Genomic DNA, 15,266 nt, shown 5'->3' on the forward strand with positions numbered 1-15,266 from the left:
GTTCCGGGATCAGGCCGCAGGATGCCCGCCAGGCCCTGCCGCCCGGTTAAGGCCGGAGGCCAAGTTGTAACGGGCGGTTGCCAATCCCCCCCTTTGGCGCCACACAGGCGGGGCGATGCCCGATCTCGCCCAGCGTCCGTTCCAGCGCCCCCTCTCCTCCAGCGCTGGCGGAGCCATGTTCCCCGCGCGGGTGAAGGCGGTGCTCGGCCCCACCAACACCGGCAAGACGCATCTGGCCATCACGCGCATGCTGGCGCATGCCTCGGGCATCATCGGCTTTCCGTTGCGCCTGCTGGCGCGGGAGAACTACGACCGCATGGTGGCCGCCAAGGGCGCCCGCCATGTCGCCCTGATCACCGGCGAGGAGAAGATCGTCCCGCCCGAGGCGCGCTGGTTCGCCTGCACGGTGGAGGCCATGCCGCTCGACCGGCGGGTGGAATTCGTCGCCGTGGACGAGATCCAGCTCTGCGCCGACCCGGATCGCGGCCATGTCTTCACCGATCGGCTGCTGCACGCGCGCGGTCTCGTCGAGACCATGTTCCTCGGCGCCGAGACCATCCGGCCGCTGCTGCAGCGGCTGGTGCCGCAGGCCGAGGTGGAGACGCGCCCCCGCCTCTCGCAGCTCACCTATGCCGGCCCGGCCAAGCTGACCAAGCTGCCGCCGCGCTCGGCCGTCGTCGCCTTCTCGGCCGGCGAGGTCTATGCCATCGCAGAGGCGATCCGCCGCCGGCGCGGCGGCTGCGCCGTGGTGATGGGCCGGCTCAGCCCGCGCACCCGCAATGCCCAGGTGGCGCTGTACCAGAACCGCGAGGTGGACTTCCTGGTGGCGACGGATGCGATCGGCATGGGGCTGAACATGGATGTCGACCATGTCGCCTTCGCCTCCCTGCAGAAGTTCGACGGCCACCGCCCCCGCCCGCTCTCGGCGCAGGAGGCGGCGCAGATCGCCGGGCGCGCCGGGCGCGGCATGCGCGACGGCACCTTCGGCACCACCGCCGACTGCCCGCCCCTGCCGGACGAGATCGTCGGCAAGATCGAGGAGCACCAGTTCGAGGCGCTGATGACGCTGGCCTGGCGCAATGCCGAGCTCGACTTCAGCGGCATCGACGCGCTGCTCGACAGCCTGGCCGCGCCGCCGCCGGTGCCGGGCCTGGCCAAGGGCCATGACGCGACCGACCACATCACCCTGGCCGCCCTCTCGCGCGAGGCCGAGGTGCGCGCCCTGGCGACCGGCCGCGCCCGCCTCCGCCTGCTCTGGGAGACCTGCCAGATCCCGGATTTCCGCAAGCTGGCGGATGACAGCCACACCCGCTTCTGCGCCCGCGTCTTCGCGCATCTGGCGCGCGAGGGGCACCTGCCCGCCGACTGGGTGGGCACGCAGATCGCGCAATGCGCCAGCATCGAGGGCGACCTCGACACGCTGATGGCCCGCCTCTCCGCCATCCGCGTCTGGAGCTATATCGCCGCCCGCGCCGACTGGCTCCGCGACGCGGCCCGCTACCAGAACGAGGCCCGCGCCGCCGAGGACGCGGTCAGCGACGCGCTGCACGAGCGCCTGACCGCCCGCTTCGTCGACCGACGGGCCGCGCACCTGATCCGACGCCTCGACGACTCGGCGGAAGAGCTGCTCTCCGCCGTGACCCGCAAGGGGGAGGTGGTGGTAGAAGGCCATCCGGTTGGCCATGTGACGGGTTTCGTGTTTGAACCCGATGCGTCTGCGGGTAATGGGGAGGAGCGCAAGCTCGTCCTGCGTGCTGCCCGCCGTGCCCTGCAGAGTGAGATGCCGAAGCGCGTGACTGAGATGGAAACGGCGTCCGACGACGCCTTCGCCCTGACCCCGACCCACAGCATCACCTGGAACGGTGCCGAGATCGCGCGCCTGAGGCCCGGCCCCGCGCCGGACAAGCCGCTGATCGAGCCGCTGGCCTCCGAGTTCCTGGATGGCGCGCAGCGCGAGCGGGTGCGTTCCCGCCTCGCCACATGGCTGGAAACCATGCTGAAGCGCGACTTCGCGGCGCTTGACACGGTCGAGGCCAAGGCGGCGGAGGACAACACGCTGCGTGGCCCGGCCTTCCGGCTGCGGGAGTATCTCGGCCTGATGCCCGGCGGCACCGAGGCCGAGATCAACCCCGAGCTGCGGCAGAAGCTGAAGGCCATCGGCATCCGCGCCGGCCGCTTCGCCCTCTATCTGCCCGAGATGCTGAAGCCGCGCCCGATGGCGCTGCGCGCGCAGCTCTGGGCACTGAAGGCGGATTGCCCGACACCCGCCCTGCCGGGCGGCGGGCTGGTCTCCGTCCCGCCGCCGGAGGACTGGCCGGAAGGCTTCGCCGCCACCATGGGCTGGGTGATGGCCGGGCCGGTGATGCTGCGCCTCGATGTCGCCGAGCGGGTCGCCGGCGAGCTGGGCCACCTGACGCGCCGGGCGCCGGCCATGCTGCCGCCCGATGTCGCCAGCCGCCTGGGCGTCAAGGCGGATGTGCTGCCGGTGGTGCTGCAGACCCTGGGCTTCCGGCTGATCCCGGCCGAGACCCTGGCCGAGGATGCCTTCGGCCCGCCCGGCCCCGCCATGGTCAGCGCCCGGCGCGAGGATCACGGCCGCGGCCGCCCGCCGCGCCATGGCCCCCGCGGGGAGCGGCGTGGCGAGCGGTCCCGCCCAGGGAACGAGCGAGGAAGCGAGCGGGGGGGTGAGCGGCCGCCGCGCGAGGCCCGGCCCGCCGCCGGGGCGCCGGCCGAGGGAACGGCCGCCGAGGCGGCATCCCCCGAGGGGGCTCCGGCCGAGGCCGCGCCGCGGGGCGAGGCCCGCGCCGAGCGCGGCCCGCGCCACGACCAGCGCCCGCCGCGCCGCGACGGCCCGCCTCGTTTCCAGGGCAAGGGCGGCCCCAGGGATGAACGGCGCGACGAGCGGCGCGATCGCCGCCCGCGCGACGACCGCCAGGAAGGACGCTCCTACAGCTTCGCCCCCGCCCGGGAGAAGGGCCCTGACCCCGACAGCCCCTTCGCCGTGCTGGCCCGGCTGAAGCTCGGCAAGGACTGACGGCGGCGGCGCCGTGGCGGAGACCGAGGATCGGGACTGGCAGCGGCTCGACAAATGGCTCTGGTGCGCGCGGGTGGCCAAGACCCGCGCGGACTGCTCCCGCCTGGTGGAGCGCGGCGCGGTCCGCCTCAACCGCCAGCCGGTGGAGAAGGCGCACGCCCGGCTGCGGCCTGGCGACATCCTGACCCTGGCGCTGGGCGGCCCGCAGCACGGCACCGTGCGGGTCTGGCGCATCCTGGCCCTGGCCGCGCGGCGCGGCCCGGCGCCCGAGGCCCGGGGCCTGTACGAGGATCTCGACGCGGCGGGCGGCGGCCGGACCTGACCAGGCCGCAGCCCTGCCCTCCGCGGGCGGGGCCAGAAAGACGGTTGCCTCCGGCCCGCCGGCAGTCCATTTCTCCGCCGCACGCGGCCGGCCCGGGCGACCGGGCCGCAGACACGGGCCGCAGACATAGATCAGGTGCGCCCGGTGCGTGGCGCAGAGGGATTCCGACCGTGACCTACGTCGTCACCGAGAACTGCATCCGCTGCAAGTACATGGACTGCGTCGAGGTCTGTCCGGTGGACTGCTTCTACGTGGGCGAGAACTTCCTCGTCATCCATCCGGACGAATGCATCGATTGCGGTGTCTGCGAGCCGGAATGCCCCGCCGAGGCCATCGTGCCCGACAGCGACGACCGCGCCGCCGACTGGGCCGAGATCAACCGCGACTATGCCCAGCAATGGCCCAACATCACCCGCAAGGGCGACGCGCCGGCCGATGCCGAGGAATGGAACGGCAAGCCGGACAAGAAGGCCCTGCTGAGCCCCAACCCCGGCCAGCCCTGACGCGGCGCGCCACGGCCCCAACCGGCGCGCGGGGGGCCTGGCGTGACGGAAGCGGTTTTTTTTGCTATGGTTCCCGCGGGTCCGGTTGCCGGTACGGCCGTGCCGCCCCAACCTTTCAGGTTGCGTAGGATTGAGGCAGGCCATGGGGAGGGCGCCCGTGGCCATGCCCGTCTCCGTACCACCGGTTCGCAGGAGTAGGAAGCGGATGAAGTCACCCGCCGGCGCGAAAACCTCTACCCCCTCATCCCAGCCGGCCGCGGCCGAGACCAGAACCGCTTCCCCCGCGCGGCCGGGCGCCCGGCGGGGCATGGCCGAGGGCCAGGCCCCCTCCCCCAGCGAGGGCGTCGCCGCCGGCCCCGTCCGTCCCGCCCCGCCGCCCAAGCCCCTCGGCAATCCCGGCAGCGACTTCCGGGAGGGCGACCACGTCGTCTATCCGACCCATGGCGTCGGCCAGGTGCAGGGCATCGAGACCATGGCGGTGGCCGGGCAGGAACTCAAGGTGATCATCGTCACCTTCGAGGAGAACCGGATGACGCTGCGGGTGCCGCTGAACAAGGCGGCCTCCTCGGGCCTTCGCAAGCTCGCCGCCGGCGGCGCCATGGACGAGGCGCTGGACACGCTGAAGGGCCGCGCCCGCATCAAGCGCACCATGTGGTCCCGCCGTGCCCAGGAATACGAGCAGAAGATCAACAGCGGCGACCCGGTGCAGATCGCCGAGGTGGTGCGTGACCTGCACCGCAATGCCGGCCAGCCCGACCAGTCCTTCTCCGAGCGGCAGATCTACGAGCTGGCGATGGACCGGCTGGCGGCCGAGGTGGCGGCGCTGGACGGCACCGACAAGTCGGCGGCGATGACCAAGCTGCTGGAGCATCTGAAGCAGGGCTGAGGGCGGGCATGAGACAGCCGGCATGAAAAAAGCCCCGGAGGCCGAAGCCTCCGGGGCCGTTCCCGTTCGCGCCGGGCGGGACGGTCAGTCCTGCTGGCGGACGCCCATGAACTGCAGCAGCAGCTGGAACAGGTTGATGAAGTTCAGGTAGAGGCCCAGCGCGTCGAAGACGCTGCGCTTGGCCGCCATCTCGGACCCCTCGGCATAGGCGTACTCGATGTAGTCCGCCTTGATGCGCTGGGTGTCCCAGGCGGTGAGGCCGACGAAGACCACCACGCCCACGACGCTGATGACGAAGGCGATGGCCGGGCTGCCGATGAACATGTTCACCAGGCCGGCGATGATGATGCCGATCAGGCCCATCATCATGAAGGAGCCGAGCTTCGTCAGATCCGCCTTCGTCGTGTAGCCGTAGAGGCTGACCGCGGCGAACATGCCGGCGGTGACGAAGAAGGTGCTGGCGATCGAGGCGCCGACGTAGATGGCGAAGATGTTCGACATGCTCGCGCCCATGGTGGCGCAGAACAGCCAGAACAGCCCCTGCACCGTGCTCTTGCTCATCCGGTTGACGCCGAAGGAGAGCACCAGCACGAAGGCCAGCGGCGCGAACATGGCGGCGAGGCCGAGGATGGTCGGCTGCGTCGCCGCGCCGCGCGCCGTCATCACGCGGGTGTAGAACAGGTCGGCCGCGCCGGTGTTGGCGATGACATAGGCGACGATCGCCGTCAGCAGCAGGCCGGACGCCATCCAGTTGTAGACGCGCAGCATATAGGCGCGCAGGCCGGCGTCGATGGCGGCCGCGTCGGTCGTCGCCGCGCGGCCCCAGCCGGTCGCGCCCGTCGTGTAACGATAGTCGGGACCAGAGGCCATAGGGTTCGAAACTCCTCACAGCGCGGAGAATCCGCGGGTGTCGCGATCATATATGGAAGATTCGTAATCTCGATCAACGGTTATCGCGGCGGCCCTCCATCCGCCAGGAAAATTTCATCGCCCCCCGCCGCGCCGGCCGCCGCCTATTCGTTACGCAGCAGCGGCGCGGGGCGGGTGCGGAGCGCCAGCGCCGTTCCCGCATAGCCCAGCAGCAGGGTCAGGGCCGTGCAGCCGAGGATGGTCGCGGCCAGGGTGCCGGGCAGGAAGATCCAGTCCGTCCGCATGACGAAGCGCGCCACGGCCCAGCTCGCCGCCGTGCCGCAGAGCGCCGCCAGCAGGCCGGCGGTCAGGCCGAGCAGGCCGAACTCCACCATCCAGGCGCGGCGGATCTGCGCCCGCGTCGCGCCCACCACCTTCAGCACCACGGCATCGCGGATGCGCCGCCGCTGCCCGGCGGCCATGGCGCCGGCCAGCACCAGCCCGCCGGCCGCCAGCGTCACCGCGGCGACGGCGGAGATCGCCGCGCCGAGCCGCTCCAGCAGCCCCGCCACGGCCTCCAGCGCGTCCCGCACGCGGATGCCAGAGACATTGGGGAAGGCGTCGGTCACCACCCGCAGCAGCCGGGCATCCTGCGCCGGATCGCCGCGCACGGTGGCGATATGCGTGTGCGGCGCGCTGGAGAGCAGGCCGGGCGAGGCGATCAGCACGAAGTTCAGCCCCAGCCCCTGCCATTCGATCTGCCGCAGGCTGGCGACCCGGAGGGAGACGTCGCGGCCGAGCACGTTCACCGTCACCGTGTCGCCGAGGCCGACCCCCCAGCCCTCGGCCAGCCGGGCATCGAGGGAGAGCAGCGGCGGCCCCTGGTAATCGGCCGGCCACCATTCCCCGGCGACGAGGCGCGTGCCCTCCGGCGGCGTCGCCGCGTAGGTCAGGCCGCGATCGCCGCGCAGCGCCCAGGCGGTGTCCTCGCTGGCCTGGATGCGCTCCACCGGCACGCCCTCGATGGCGCTGATGCGGGCGCGCAGCGAGGGCACGCGCCGCACCTCCGCGACGCCGGGCTGCGCCCGGGCCAGTTCGTCGAAGCGCTGCGCCTGATCGGACTGGATGTCGATGAAGTAGAAGTTCGGCGCCGCCTGCGGCAGTTGACCGCCGATCTGCCGGCGCAGATTGCCCTCGATCATGGCGATGGCCGAGAGGGTGGTCAGCCCGATGCCGAGCGCCACCAGCAGGAGCGGCGTCGGCGCGCCGGGCCGGTGCAGATTGGCCAGGCCCAGCCGCAGCGCCGGCCGCCGCGCGCCGCGCAGCCGCCGCGCCAGCCCCATCAGCCCGGCGGCGCCGAGGCGGAACAGCAGCAGCGTGCCCAGCGCCGCGCCGCAAAAGCCGAGCGCGAAGCGCGGCTGCTCGGCGGTGCCGACGACGAGCGCCACGAGCGCCAGCACGGCGGCGGCGTTCACCGCCAGCAGCGACCAGCGCGGCCGCGCCGCCTGGGGCTGCACCGCGTCGCGGAACAGCGCCGCGCCGGGGATCTCCCGCGCCCGGCCAAGCGGCCAGAGGGCGAAGGCCAGGGCGGTCAGCACGCCGTAGAGCGCCGCCTCGGCCAGCGGGCGGGCGTGGAAGCCGAGGCGCGGCGGCACCGGCAGAACGCTCTCCAGCGCGCGGGCGGCGAGCAGCGTCAGCCCCTGCCCGGCCAGCAGGCCGATGGCGATGCCGAGCGCGGCCAGCGCCATGACCTGGATCAGGTAGGTGACGAAGATCACCCGCGCCGGGGCGCCGAGGCAGCGCAGCGTGGCGATGGTCCGCGCCCGCTGGTCGAGCCAGGCGCGCACGCCGGTGGCGACGCCAATGCCGCCCACCAGCAGCGCGGTCAGCCCGGCCAGCGTCAGGAAGGAGGCGGCGCGGTCGAGGAAGCGGCTGACGCCCGGGGAGCCATCGCGCGCGTCGCGGATGCGCCAGCCGCCGTCATCCTGCGCGGCGCGCAGCGCGGCGGCGAAACCGGCCGGATCGGTCCCCTGCGGCAGGGCGATGCGGTAGTGGTACTCCACCAGGCTGCCCGGCTGGATCAGCGCCGTGCCCGGCACGTCGGCCAGCGCGATCATGGCGCGGGGGCCGAGGATGGCGGGGCTCGCCACCTTGTCGGGCTCGGAGGCGACGGTGCCGGCGAGGCGGAAGCGGGCCTCGCCCAGCCGCACCGGATCGCCCAGGCGCAGGCCGAGCCGCTCGGCCACCAGCGGGTCGAGCGCCACCGTGCCGGGGGCGAGTCGCGCCTGCGGAGGGTCGAGCGTCAGCGCGCCATAGAGCGGATAGGCCTGGTCCACCGCCTTCAGCTCGACCAGGGCGCGCTCGCCGGAGGCGGCGACCGCCATGGCGCGCATCTCCACCACCTCGGAGAGCCGCCCGCCGCGCGCGGCGATCCAGTCCCGCGCCGCCTGCGGCATGGGGCGGTAGGAGACCCGCACCTCCAGGTCGCCGCCCAGGATGCGGGCGCCGTCCTCGACCAGCCCGGCCTCGGTGGCGGCGCGCAGCGTGCCGACGGCGGCGATGGCGGCGACGCCGAGCGCCAGGCAGGCCAGCACGATTCTGAGGCCCCTGATGCCGCCGCGCAGTTCCCGCCGGGCGAAGCGGAAGCCGAGCCGCAGGGTCTGGCTCATGCGGCGCTGTCCCCGGCCAGCAGCCCGTCCGCCATCCGCAGGCGCCGGCCGCAGCGCGCGGCCAGGGCCGGGTCGTGGGTGATCAGCACCAGGGTGGTGCCGAGCTGCTCGCGCAGGCCGAACAACAGGTCCATAACCTTCTGCCCGGTGGCGCCGTCCAGGTTGCCGGTGGGCTCGTCGGCCAGCAGCAGGCTGGGGCCCGCGACCACGGCCCGGGCCAGGGCCGCGCGCTGCTGCTCGCCGCCCGAGAGCTGGCCCGGATAGTGCTCCAGCCGGTGGCCGAGCCCGACCTTCTCCAGGGATTCGCGGGCGCGGTCGAAGGCGTCGGCGCGGCCGGAGAACTCCAGCGGGATGGCGACGTTCTCCAGCGCCGTCATGGTCGGCACGAGGTGGAAGGACTGGAAGACGATGCCGAGCCTCTCGCGGCGGAAGCGGGCGAGCGCGTCCTCGTCCATCGCCGCCAGATCCGCCCCGGCGACGCTCAGGGACCCGCCGGAAGGGCGCTCCAGACCGGCCAGCAGCATCAGCAGGCTGGTCTTGCCGGAGCCCGAGGGGCCGACCAGCCCAACTGCCTCCCCGGCCCCCACATCGAGGTCGAGGCCGCGGAGAATGTTGACCTCACCCCCCGCCGCCGCCACCTTGAAGGTCAGGCCCCTTGCCCGAATCAGCGGTGCGGCGGGGCCATCGGGGCTTGCGGCGGAGGAAGGGATGGCCTTGGGTGCGTCCAGCATGATCCGCAGATATGGCCGCCGTGCCGCAGTGCGAAGGGCCCTTTTCGGTTTCGGACTGTATCTCATCCCGATCGCGCTGCCCGCCGCGATCCCGGGCCCCCGCGCCGCGGAGCCGGTCCGGCTGCTGATGCTGGGCGATTCCATCACCGCCGGCTACGGGCTGGACCATGCCGAGGCGCTGCCGCGGCGGCTCGAGGCGCTGCTGCGCGAGGCCGGCGCGGCGGTGACGGTGGTGGATGCCGGCGTCTCCGGCGACACCACGGCGGGCGGCCGCTCGCGCCTCGACTGGGCGCTGGCCGACGATCCCCAGGCGGTGATCGTGGCGCTCGGCGGCAATGACGGGCTGCGCGGCGTCCCGCCGGCCGAGACCTACGCCAACCTGTCCGACATCCTGGCCCGGCTGAAGGCGCGCGGCCTGCCGGTGCTGCTGGCCGGCATGCTGGCGCCACCCAATCTCGGCGCCGATTACGGGCGCGAGTTCTCGGAGACCTTCCAGCGCCTGGCGCGGGAGTATCCCGAGGCGGTCTTCTACCCCTTCCTCCTGGATGGCGTCGCCGGCGAGCCCTCGCTCAACCAGCCCGACCGCATCCACCCCAATGCCCGGGGCGCGGAGGAAGTGGCACGGCGGATGCTTCCCGCCGTGCGGAGGTTGTTGTCCAAGGTGCAGGGAGGATGAGCCATCATGCCACGCCTTTTCGTAGCCCTGCCCATCCCGGATACGCTGCGGGAACACCTGGCCGACCTGGCGGGCGGCATTCCCGGCGCCCGCTGGGTGCCGCCGGAGAACTACCACCTCACCCTGCGCTTCATCGGCGAGATCGAGGGCTGGCAGGCGGATGAGGTGGACGAGGCCCTGGCCGGCATCCGCGCCCGGCCCTTCGACCTGCAGCTTGGCGGCGTCGACCTGTTCGAGAAGGCCGGCCGGCTGCTTTCGCTGCATGTGAAGGCGGAGCGCAACGAGGCGCTGCTGCACCTTCAGAGCAAGGTGGAGACCGCCCTGCAGCGCGCCGGCCTGCCGCCCGAGCGGCGGCGCTTCGCCCCGCACGTCACCCTGGCCCGCACCGAGAAGGCGGCGCCGGACAAGCTCATCGCCTTCGTCCAGGCGCACAACCTGTTCCGGCCCGAGCCGGTGCCGATCGACCATTTCTGCCTCTTCTCCTCCCGCCTCGGCAAGGAGCAGGCGCATTACGAGGCGGAGGTGGACTATGCCCTCGACGGCCGGCCGCGCCCGCCCCTCGATCCCTCCCCCGATCCCCTGGCCAGCCACGAGGCGGGGCATTAGAGCGGCGTCCGATCGGGTGATGTCCTCGGATCGGAATCTGCTCTAGGCAAGGGGCATGTCCCGGCCGCGCCGCCTCCTCCCGGTCCTGATCGGCCTGCTGCTGCTGCAGGCGGCCGCGGTCCCGGCCGCCTGCCTGCATCACGCCCTGCGCGGCGCCGCGCGCGAGGCCGGCTGGGTGGTGCCGATCTGCACCGCGGAGGGCCTGCTGCTGCGGCACGCGCCGGCGGAGGAAGGCGGCGCGCCCCTCGCGGCGCCGGAGGGCGGCTGCCTGGCCTGCCATCCGCCGCCGCAGACCGGCCTGCCGCCGCTCACGCCCCAGGCCGGGGCCGCCCTGGCCCTGGCCGCCCCGCCGACCATGACGGGCGCGCCGGACAGGCCCGGTCCGGCCCGATGGCCCGCGGCGCACGGGCCGCGCGGACCGCCCCTCGCCTGAGCACCAGACCTCGCCACGCCTTCCGTCCTCTCCAGGCGGCGGCGCCGGACGGCATCGTCCCGGCGCCCGGCCGCCCAAAGCCCGTGTGAGCCATCATGCCGTCCCGACGCTCCTTCTCCCTCCTGCTGCCCGGCCTCCTCGCCGCCGCCCTGCCGGCCGCCGCGCTGGCGCACAGCTACACCGCCGGCGACATCGCCATCGGCCATCCCTGGAGCCGTGCCGCGCCGGCCAACGGCACCGGCGCCGGCTTCATGACCCTGCGCAACACCGGCGCCACGCCCGACCGGCTGGTCTCCGGCCAGGCCGACATCGCCCGCGCGGTGGAGATCCACACCCATATCCAGGATGGCGGGGTGATGCGCATGCGGCCGGTGGAAGGCGGCCTCGCCATCGCCCCTGGCCAGGAGGTGACGCTCGCCCCGGGGGGCTACCACCTGATGCTGATCGGCCTGAAGCAGCCGCTGAAGCAGGGCGAGCGGGTGCCGGTCACGCTGGTCTTCGAACGCGCGGGCGCGGTGAAGGTCGATCTGGCGGTGGAGGCCGCCGGGGCGCGCGGCGGTCAGCACCAGCATTGAGGCCGGGGCGGCGGGGGGAGCGCCCGCCCCGCCGCCGCGGATGGTCCCCCGGAGGCTTGATCCGCCTCCGGCCGCGCCCCAGTTCTGCGGGGCATGAGCGCACCACCTCTTCTGATCCTGACCGGCGCCGGGGTTTCCGCCGAATCCGGCCTCGCCACCTTCCGCGACGAGGGCGGCCTCTGGGCGAAGCACCGGATCGAGGATGTTGCGACGCCCGAGGCCTTCGCGCGCGACCCGGCCCGCGTGCATGCCTTCTACAACGCCCGCAGGGCGCAACTGCGTGATCCCGCCATCCAGCCCAATGCCGCGCACCACGCCCTGGCGCGCCTGGTGCGCCACTGGCCCTCGCCGGTGCTGCTGGTGACGCAGAATGTCGATGACCTGCACGACCGCGCCATGGCGGGGGCGACGCGCCACCTGCTGCACATGCACGGCAGCCTGTGCCGCGTGCGCTGCCTGCGCTGCGGCCGGGGCCAGGACTGGGCGGAGGATCTTTCGACGGAGACGCCCTGCCCCGCCTGTGGCCAGGCGGGGGGCCTGCGGCCCGACATCGTCTGGTTCGGCGAGGAGCCGCGCGGCCTGTCGCTGATCGGGGCGGCGCTGGAGCGCTGCGAGCTTTTCCTCTCCATCGGCACCTCGGGACAGGTGCATCCGGCGGCGGGCTTCATCGAGGCGGTGCGCGACCGTGCCCGCACGGTGGAGCTGAACCTCGAGCCCAGCGCCGTGTCGCATCTCTTCGACGAGGTGGACCGCGGCCCCGCCACCGAGATCGTGCCGCCCTTCGTGGAGGGCCTGCTGGCCGAATGCCGCTAGCGCGGTTTCCGTTCGCACCGGCTCACGGCAGCCGCTCCAGCACAGTGTTCTCGAGAGCCGCCTCACCCGATCAGGTAGGTCCACCTGATCGGGATCTGCTCCAAGCCCGCGGCGGGCCGTGGTTCAGCCTTCGCCCTCGAGGCGGGCGATGTCCTCGTCCGAGAAGCCGAAATGGTGGCCGATCTCGTGGATGAGCACGTTGCGGACCAGGCGGAACAGATCCTCCCCGGTCTCGATCCACTCCACCAGAATGGGCTCGCGGTAGAGCAGGATGGTGTCCGGCTCCGAGGCGACGCCGAGATGCGTCTTCTCGGTCAGCGGAATGCCGCGGTAGAGGCCGGTGAGTTCCCAGGGGTGCTCGAGATCGAGCGCCTCCAGCGTGGCCTCGTCGGGCACGTCCTCGACCAGGATGGCGGTGCCGCGGACGGCGTCGCGCAGGGCCTGGGGGATGGCGGAGAAGGCCGTTTCGGCCATCTCCTGCAGATCCTCGAGGGAGGGGGGATGGTTGAAGCGCATGACCAGGCTTCTATCACCACCCCCGGCTGGGCGCGACCGCGCCGCTCAGCGGACCGGCGGCGTCGGCGCCGGCAGCGGCGAGGCCGGCAGCGGCGTGGACGGACCCTGATCGCGGATGGCGTCGCGGATCTCCATCAGCAGCTTCTCCTCCGTCGTCGGGCCCGGCGGCTCGGTCGGCTTGGCTTCCTCACGGATGCGCAGCTTGGTCAGCACGCGCAGCAGCCAGAAGATCGCCATGGCGACGATCAGGAACTTGATGATGGCGTTGATGAAGAGGCCGATGGCGATGACCGCGGCACCGCTCTGCCGCGTCGCCTCCAGCGAGGGCCCGCGTTCGCCGCTCAGCACCACGAAGAGGTTGGAGAAGTCCACGCCGCCGATCAGCAGACCGATGAGGGGGTTGATGATGTCGGCGACCAGCGAATTGACGATGGTCGTGAAGGCCGCGCCGATGACAATACCGACCGCGAGGTCGATGACATTGCCGCGCATGATGAAGGCCTTGAATTCCTTCAGCCATTGCGGTTCGCGGACGGGAATGGGTGGCTTCATGGCGGATCCTCGGTCAGGCCTTGCGGCACAAGGCGATGCGGCGGGGCGGCCGGCGCCATCCTGCGGCGACGGCCCGCCACACATCATCACACTCTGAAACCAGGCGGAACCGTGACCGAGGGAACATCCCGGAGAGCGGCGCGCCATCTCCCGCGTGGCGCGCCGCCGGGAAGGCCGGCCCTTACGGGGTAGCGCGCGGCGCCGGATTGACCGGCGTGGCGCCCGGGGTCCCCGTGGACGTGGTGGAGGCCGGGGCGGTGCCGGGGTTGCGCGGCGTGCCGCCCTCCTCGACCACCATGCCGCCGCCCATGTAGGCCGCGTTGACATCGCCACCGCGCGTGCCGCGCTGGCCGCTGGAGCTGCGGGCGCGGCTGCGGTTCTGCTCATCCAGCGGGGTGCGGACCTCGGGATCGCGCCAGAGCGGCTTGCCCAGGTTCACGTCGCTCGGCGAGGTGGTCGCGCCGGTCACGGCGCCCGCGCCACCGCCGACGACGGCGCCCACCGCGGCGCCCACCGGCCCGCCCAGCGCGCCCACGCCCGCTCCGGTGGCCGCGCCGGCGGCGGCACCGCCCTGCACCCGGTCACGCTCGTTGGTGCCGCAGGCAGCCAGGGTCAGGGCCAGACCCGCGGCGCCGATCATCAGGATCCTCATGGCAGTTCTCCCTTTGGTCATCCTGAGCGCCAAACACGGACCGCCGCGAAAGGTTGCGCTGGCGCTTGGCCACCGGATTCGCCACCGGGAGCGTGGCCGTCTCAGGCCGAGGTGACGTAGTCCCGCAGGGCGCTGGCCTCGTTCTCCGCATCGGCGATCCGCGCCTTGACCAGGTCGCCGATGGAGACGATGCCGATCAGCCGCTGCTCCGCCTCCATCACCGGCAGGTGGCGCACGCGTTCCTCCGTCATCTTGGCCAGGGCCTCGGTGATGCGGGTCTCGGGCAGCACGGTGTGGCGCACCGCGGTCATCAGGCGGGTGGCGGGCAGCCGGGCGGCGGCGGCCTCATCCCGCGCCAGGGCCCGCACGATGTCACGCTCGCTGACGATGCCGAGGATGCGGCCGGTGTCGTCGCGCACCAGGGCGGCGCCGATGCCGTGCCGCGCCAGCACGCGGGCGATGGCGATGGCGTCATCCTCGGGGGCGACAGAGACGACCTCCGTGCCCTTGTCGCGCAGGATCCGGGAAATGGTCATGGCACGCTTCCCTCGTTCCGGAGGGGCGCCTGGCCGGGGCGGCCGCCCCTCCTTCGGTTGTCACGCGGAACGATGCCGGCGGGCGGGAAGCGAAGTCCAGGTAAAACTCGGTGATCCGCCGCGCGCTCCGGTTGCGGGCCCTACCCCGCCAGGGACAGCAGATGCAGGGCCTCGGCCTCGGCACGATGGATGGCCAGGGCGAAGATCCGGCGGTCCCGCCGCGTCAGCCCGTCGAGGTCGGCGCCGGTCAGCAGGGCGAGCGCCCCGGCCGCGCCCGGGTCCGGCAGGGCCGATGTGAGGCCGAGCAGCCGCCCTTCCGCATCCACGACCGGTCCGCCGGAATAGCCCATCAGGGCCGGCATGCGGGCGGTGAAGCCCCGGCCGAAGCCCGGCATCTCGGCATCCGGCGCCTCGACATGACCCCGCGCGATGCCGGCGCCGAGCTGCGGCACGCCGGCCGCCCAGACCGTCTCGCCCTCGCGCGGGCGGTCGGCGGCCCGCAGGACCGGCGCCAGGAAGCCACGCGGGACGCGCAGCACGGCGAGATCCATGCGGCGACTGCGGGCGAGAACCACGCCCTCGGCCTCGCTGCGCCCATCGCCGCGCGTCAGGCGGAGCCGCCCGCTCCCGCCCAGGAGATGCGCGCAGGTCAGCACGTGCTCGGCATCGAAGGCCACGGCGACCCCACGCCCCTCCAGGGCGGCGATCCCGGTCGCGGCGATGTCCTGCGCGGGCGTTCCCAGCGCCTGCTCCGCCAGCGGCGACGCGCAGCCGGACAACAGGGCCGGAACGCCCAGCGCCCCGACCAGCAGACGCCGCCTTGTCCAGCCTCGCCGCATCGCTGCTCCATCAAACCAAAAGGTTTAATTTCCCCTGAACATCTCTAGTATCTGTTAAGGATGTTCGTGGAAAC

The 15,266-nt window shown here is 73.0% G+C and carries 17 protein-coding genes; 9 read left to right on the forward strand and 8 right to left on the reverse strand.

Annotated elements, in window-relative coordinates; genetic code table 11:
- The first annotated feature begins 175 nt into the window (after positions 1–175).
- The 4 genes from ACF3NH_RS02240 to ACF3NH_RS02255 all read left to right on the forward strand — a co-directional run bounded on the left by ACF3NH_RS02240 (position 176) and on the right by ACF3NH_RS02255 (position 4,745).
- The gene (locus ACF3NH_RS02240; protein WP_422924705.1) at positions 176–3,034 is read left to right on the forward strand and encodes a helicase-related protein; all 2,859 of its coding nucleotides are present in this window, start codon (positions 176–178) and stop codon (positions 3,032–3,034) included.
- A gap of 13 nt (positions 3,035–3,047) precedes the next feature.
- Positions 3,048–3,356 (forward strand): RNA-binding S4 domain-containing protein, encoded by a 309-nt coding sequence (locus ACF3NH_RS02245; protein ID WP_422921716.1) that lies wholly within the window; start codon positions 3,048–3,050, stop codon positions 3,354–3,356.
- Between the two features lie 170 nt (positions 3,357–3,526).
- Complete coding sequence (gene fdxA / locus ACF3NH_RS02250; RefSeq protein ID WP_198365992.1) at positions 3,527–3,859, forward strand: ferredoxin FdxA; 333 nt, start codon at positions 3,527–3,529, stop codon at positions 3,857–3,859.
- Between the two features lie 307 nt (positions 3,860–4,166).
- Positions 4,167–4,745 carry a CarD family transcriptional regulator gene (locus ACF3NH_RS02255; protein ID WP_422921717.1) on the forward strand — a complete coding sequence of 193 codons (579 nt, stop codon included), beginning with the start codon at positions 4,167–4,169 and terminating at the stop codon, positions 4,743–4,745.
- An 84-nt stretch (positions 4,746–4,829) separates the two neighbouring features.
- Here ACF3NH_RS02255 and ACF3NH_RS02260 read toward each other — a convergent pair whose 3' ends face one another.
- From ACF3NH_RS02260 to ACF3NH_RS02270, 3 genes are all read right to left on the reverse strand, one after another.
- Entirely contained in the window at positions 4,830–5,615 is a 786-nt protein-coding gene (locus ACF3NH_RS02260; protein ID WP_198365990.1) for a Bax inhibitor-1/YccA family protein, read from the reverse strand.
- A gap of 143 nt (positions 5,616–5,758) precedes the next feature.
- Positions 5,759–8,263 carry an ABC transporter permease gene (locus tag ACF3NH_RS02265; protein WP_422921718.1) on the reverse strand — a complete coding sequence of 835 codons (2,505 nt, stop codon included), beginning with the start codon at positions 8,261–8,263 and terminating at the stop codon, positions 5,759–5,761.
- Complete coding sequence (locus ACF3NH_RS02270) at positions 8,260–8,994, reverse strand: ABC transporter ATP-binding protein (RefSeq protein ID WP_232477021.1); 735 nt, start codon at positions 8,992–8,994, stop codon at positions 8,260–8,262. Before ACF3NH_RS02270 ends, ACF3NH_RS02265 begins: the two co-directional genes overlap by 4 nt.
- On the opposite strand from ACF3NH_RS02270, the gene ACF3NH_RS02275 reads away from it, so the two are divergent.
- From ACF3NH_RS02275 to ACF3NH_RS02295, 5 genes are all read left to right on the forward strand, one after another.
- Positions 8,993–9,670: an arylesterase gene (locus tag ACF3NH_RS02275; protein WP_422921720.1), complete on the forward strand. Its 678-nt coding sequence runs from the start codon at positions 8,993–8,995 to the stop codon at positions 9,668–9,670. The genes ACF3NH_RS02270 and ACF3NH_RS02275 overlap by 2 nt on opposite strands.
- Positions 9,671–9,676: 6 nt before the next feature.
- Positions 9,677–10,276 carry an RNA 2',3'-cyclic phosphodiesterase gene (thpR, locus tag ACF3NH_RS02280; RefSeq protein WP_422921721.1) on the forward strand — a complete coding sequence of 200 codons (600 nt, stop codon included), beginning with the start codon at positions 9,677–9,679 and terminating at the stop codon, positions 10,274–10,276.
- Between the two features lie 55 nt (positions 10,277–10,331).
- A complete protein-coding gene (locus tag ACF3NH_RS02285) occupies positions 10,332–10,709 on the forward strand; it encodes a hypothetical protein (protein ID WP_198365985.1) in 378 nt (125 codons plus the stop codon).
- Positions 10,710–10,804: 95 nt separating this feature from the next.
- Complete coding sequence (locus tag ACF3NH_RS02290) at positions 10,805–11,284, forward strand: copper chaperone PCu(A)C (RefSeq protein WP_422921722.1); 480 nt, start codon at positions 10,805–10,807, stop codon at positions 11,282–11,284.
- Between the two features lie 93 nt (positions 11,285–11,377).
- Positions 11,378–12,097 (forward strand): NAD-dependent deacylase, encoded by a 720-nt coding sequence (locus ACF3NH_RS02295; protein ID WP_198365983.1) that lies wholly within the window; start codon positions 11,378–11,380, stop codon positions 12,095–12,097.
- A gap of 123 nt (positions 12,098–12,220) precedes the next feature.
- On the opposite strand, the gene ACF3NH_RS02300 is transcribed toward ACF3NH_RS02295, so the two are convergent.
- From ACF3NH_RS02300 to ACF3NH_RS02320, 5 genes are all read right to left on the reverse strand, one after another.
- Positions 12,221–12,613, reverse strand: coding sequence for a metallopeptidase family protein (locus ACF3NH_RS02300; protein ID WP_198365982.1), 393 nt, complete (start codon positions 12,611–12,613; stop codon positions 12,221–12,223).
- Between the two features lie 45 nt (positions 12,614–12,658).
- Positions 12,659–13,165 (reverse strand): large conductance mechanosensitive channel protein MscL, encoded by a 507-nt coding sequence (mscL, locus tag ACF3NH_RS02305; protein WP_198365981.1) that lies wholly within the window; start codon positions 13,163–13,165, stop codon positions 12,659–12,661.
- 181 nt (positions 13,166–13,346) lie between these two features.
- Entirely contained in the window at positions 13,347–13,817 is a 471-nt protein-coding gene (locus tag ACF3NH_RS02310) for a hypothetical protein (RefSeq protein WP_422921724.1), read from the reverse strand.
- A gap of 101 nt (positions 13,818–13,918) precedes the next feature.
- A complete protein-coding gene (locus ACF3NH_RS02315) occupies positions 13,919–14,353 on the reverse strand; it encodes a CBS domain-containing protein (protein WP_198365979.1) in 435 nt (144 codons plus the stop codon).
- A gap of 140 nt (positions 14,354–14,493) precedes the next feature.
- The gene (locus ACF3NH_RS02320; RefSeq protein WP_422921725.1) at positions 14,494–15,192 is read right to left on the reverse strand and encodes a S1 family peptidase; all 699 of its coding nucleotides are present in this window, start codon (positions 15,190–15,192) and stop codon (positions 14,494–14,496) included.
- Positions 15,193–15,266 lie beyond the last annotated feature (74 nt).

Source organism: Pseudoroseomonas sp. WGS1072 (genome assembly GCF_049340465.1).
Lineage (GTDB): Bacteria > Pseudomonadota > Alphaproteobacteria > Acetobacterales > Acetobacteraceae > Pseudoroseomonas.

What these genes read in the sequence shown, in the direction of transcription:
- ACF3NH_RS02240 (WP_422924705.1), top strand. Translation starts at nt 176, where the DNA reads ATGTTCCCCGCGCGGGTGAAGGCGGTGCTCGGCCCCACCAACACCGGC.
- ACF3NH_RS02255 (WP_422921717.1), top strand. Translation starts at nt 4,167, where the DNA reads ATGGCCGAGGGCCAGGCCCCCTCCCCCAGCGAGGGCGTCGCCGCCGGC.
- ACF3NH_RS02260 (WP_198365990.1), bottom strand. Translation starts at nt 5,615, where the DNA reads ATGGCCTCTGGTCCCGACTATCGTTACACGACGGGCGCGACCGGCTGG.
- ACF3NH_RS02265 (WP_422921718.1), bottom strand. Translation starts at nt 8,263, where the DNA reads ATGAGCCAGACCCTGCGGCTCGGCTTCCGCTTCGCCCGGCGGGAACTG.
- ACF3NH_RS02275 (WP_422921720.1), top strand. Translation starts at nt 8,993, where the DNA reads ATGATCCGCAGATATGGCCGCCGTGCCGCAGTGCGAAGGGCCCTTTTC.
- ACF3NH_RS02270 (WP_232477021.1), bottom strand. Translation starts at nt 8,994, where the DNA reads ATGCTGGACGCACCCAAGGCCATCCCTTCCTCCGCCGCAAGCCCCGAT.
- thpR (WP_422921721.1), top strand. Translation starts at nt 9,677, where the DNA reads ATGCCACGCCTTTTCGTAGCCCTGCCCATCCCGGATACGCTGCGGGAA.
- ACF3NH_RS02285 (WP_198365985.1), top strand. Translation starts at nt 10,332, where the DNA reads ATGTCCCGGCCGCGCCGCCTCCTCCCGGTCCTGATCGGCCTGCTGCTG.
- ACF3NH_RS02290 (WP_422921722.1), top strand. Translation starts at nt 10,805, where the DNA reads ATGCCGTCCCGACGCTCCTTCTCCCTCCTGCTGCCCGGCCTCCTCGCC.
- ACF3NH_RS02295 (WP_198365983.1), top strand. Translation starts at nt 11,378, where the DNA reads ATGAGCGCACCACCTCTTCTGATCCTGACCGGCGCCGGGGTTTCCGCC.
- ACF3NH_RS02300 (WP_198365982.1), bottom strand. Translation starts at nt 12,613, where the DNA reads ATGCGCTTCAACCATCCCCCCTCCCTCGAGGATCTGCAGGAGATGGCC.
- mscL (WP_198365981.1), bottom strand. Translation starts at nt 13,165, where the DNA reads ATGAAGCCACCCATTCCCGTCCGCGAACCGCAATGGCTGAAGGAATTC.
- ACF3NH_RS02310 (WP_422921724.1), bottom strand. Translation starts at nt 13,817, where the DNA reads ATGAGGATCCTGATGATCGGCGCCGCGGGTCTGGCCCTGACCCTGGCT.
- ACF3NH_RS02315 (WP_198365979.1), bottom strand. Translation starts at nt 14,353, where the DNA reads ATGACCATTTCCCGGATCCTGCGCGACAAGGGCACGGAGGTCGTCTCT.
- ACF3NH_RS02320 (WP_422921725.1), bottom strand. Translation starts at nt 15,192, where the DNA reads ATGCGGCGAGGCTGGACAAGGCGGCGTCTGCTGGTCGGGGCGCTGGGC.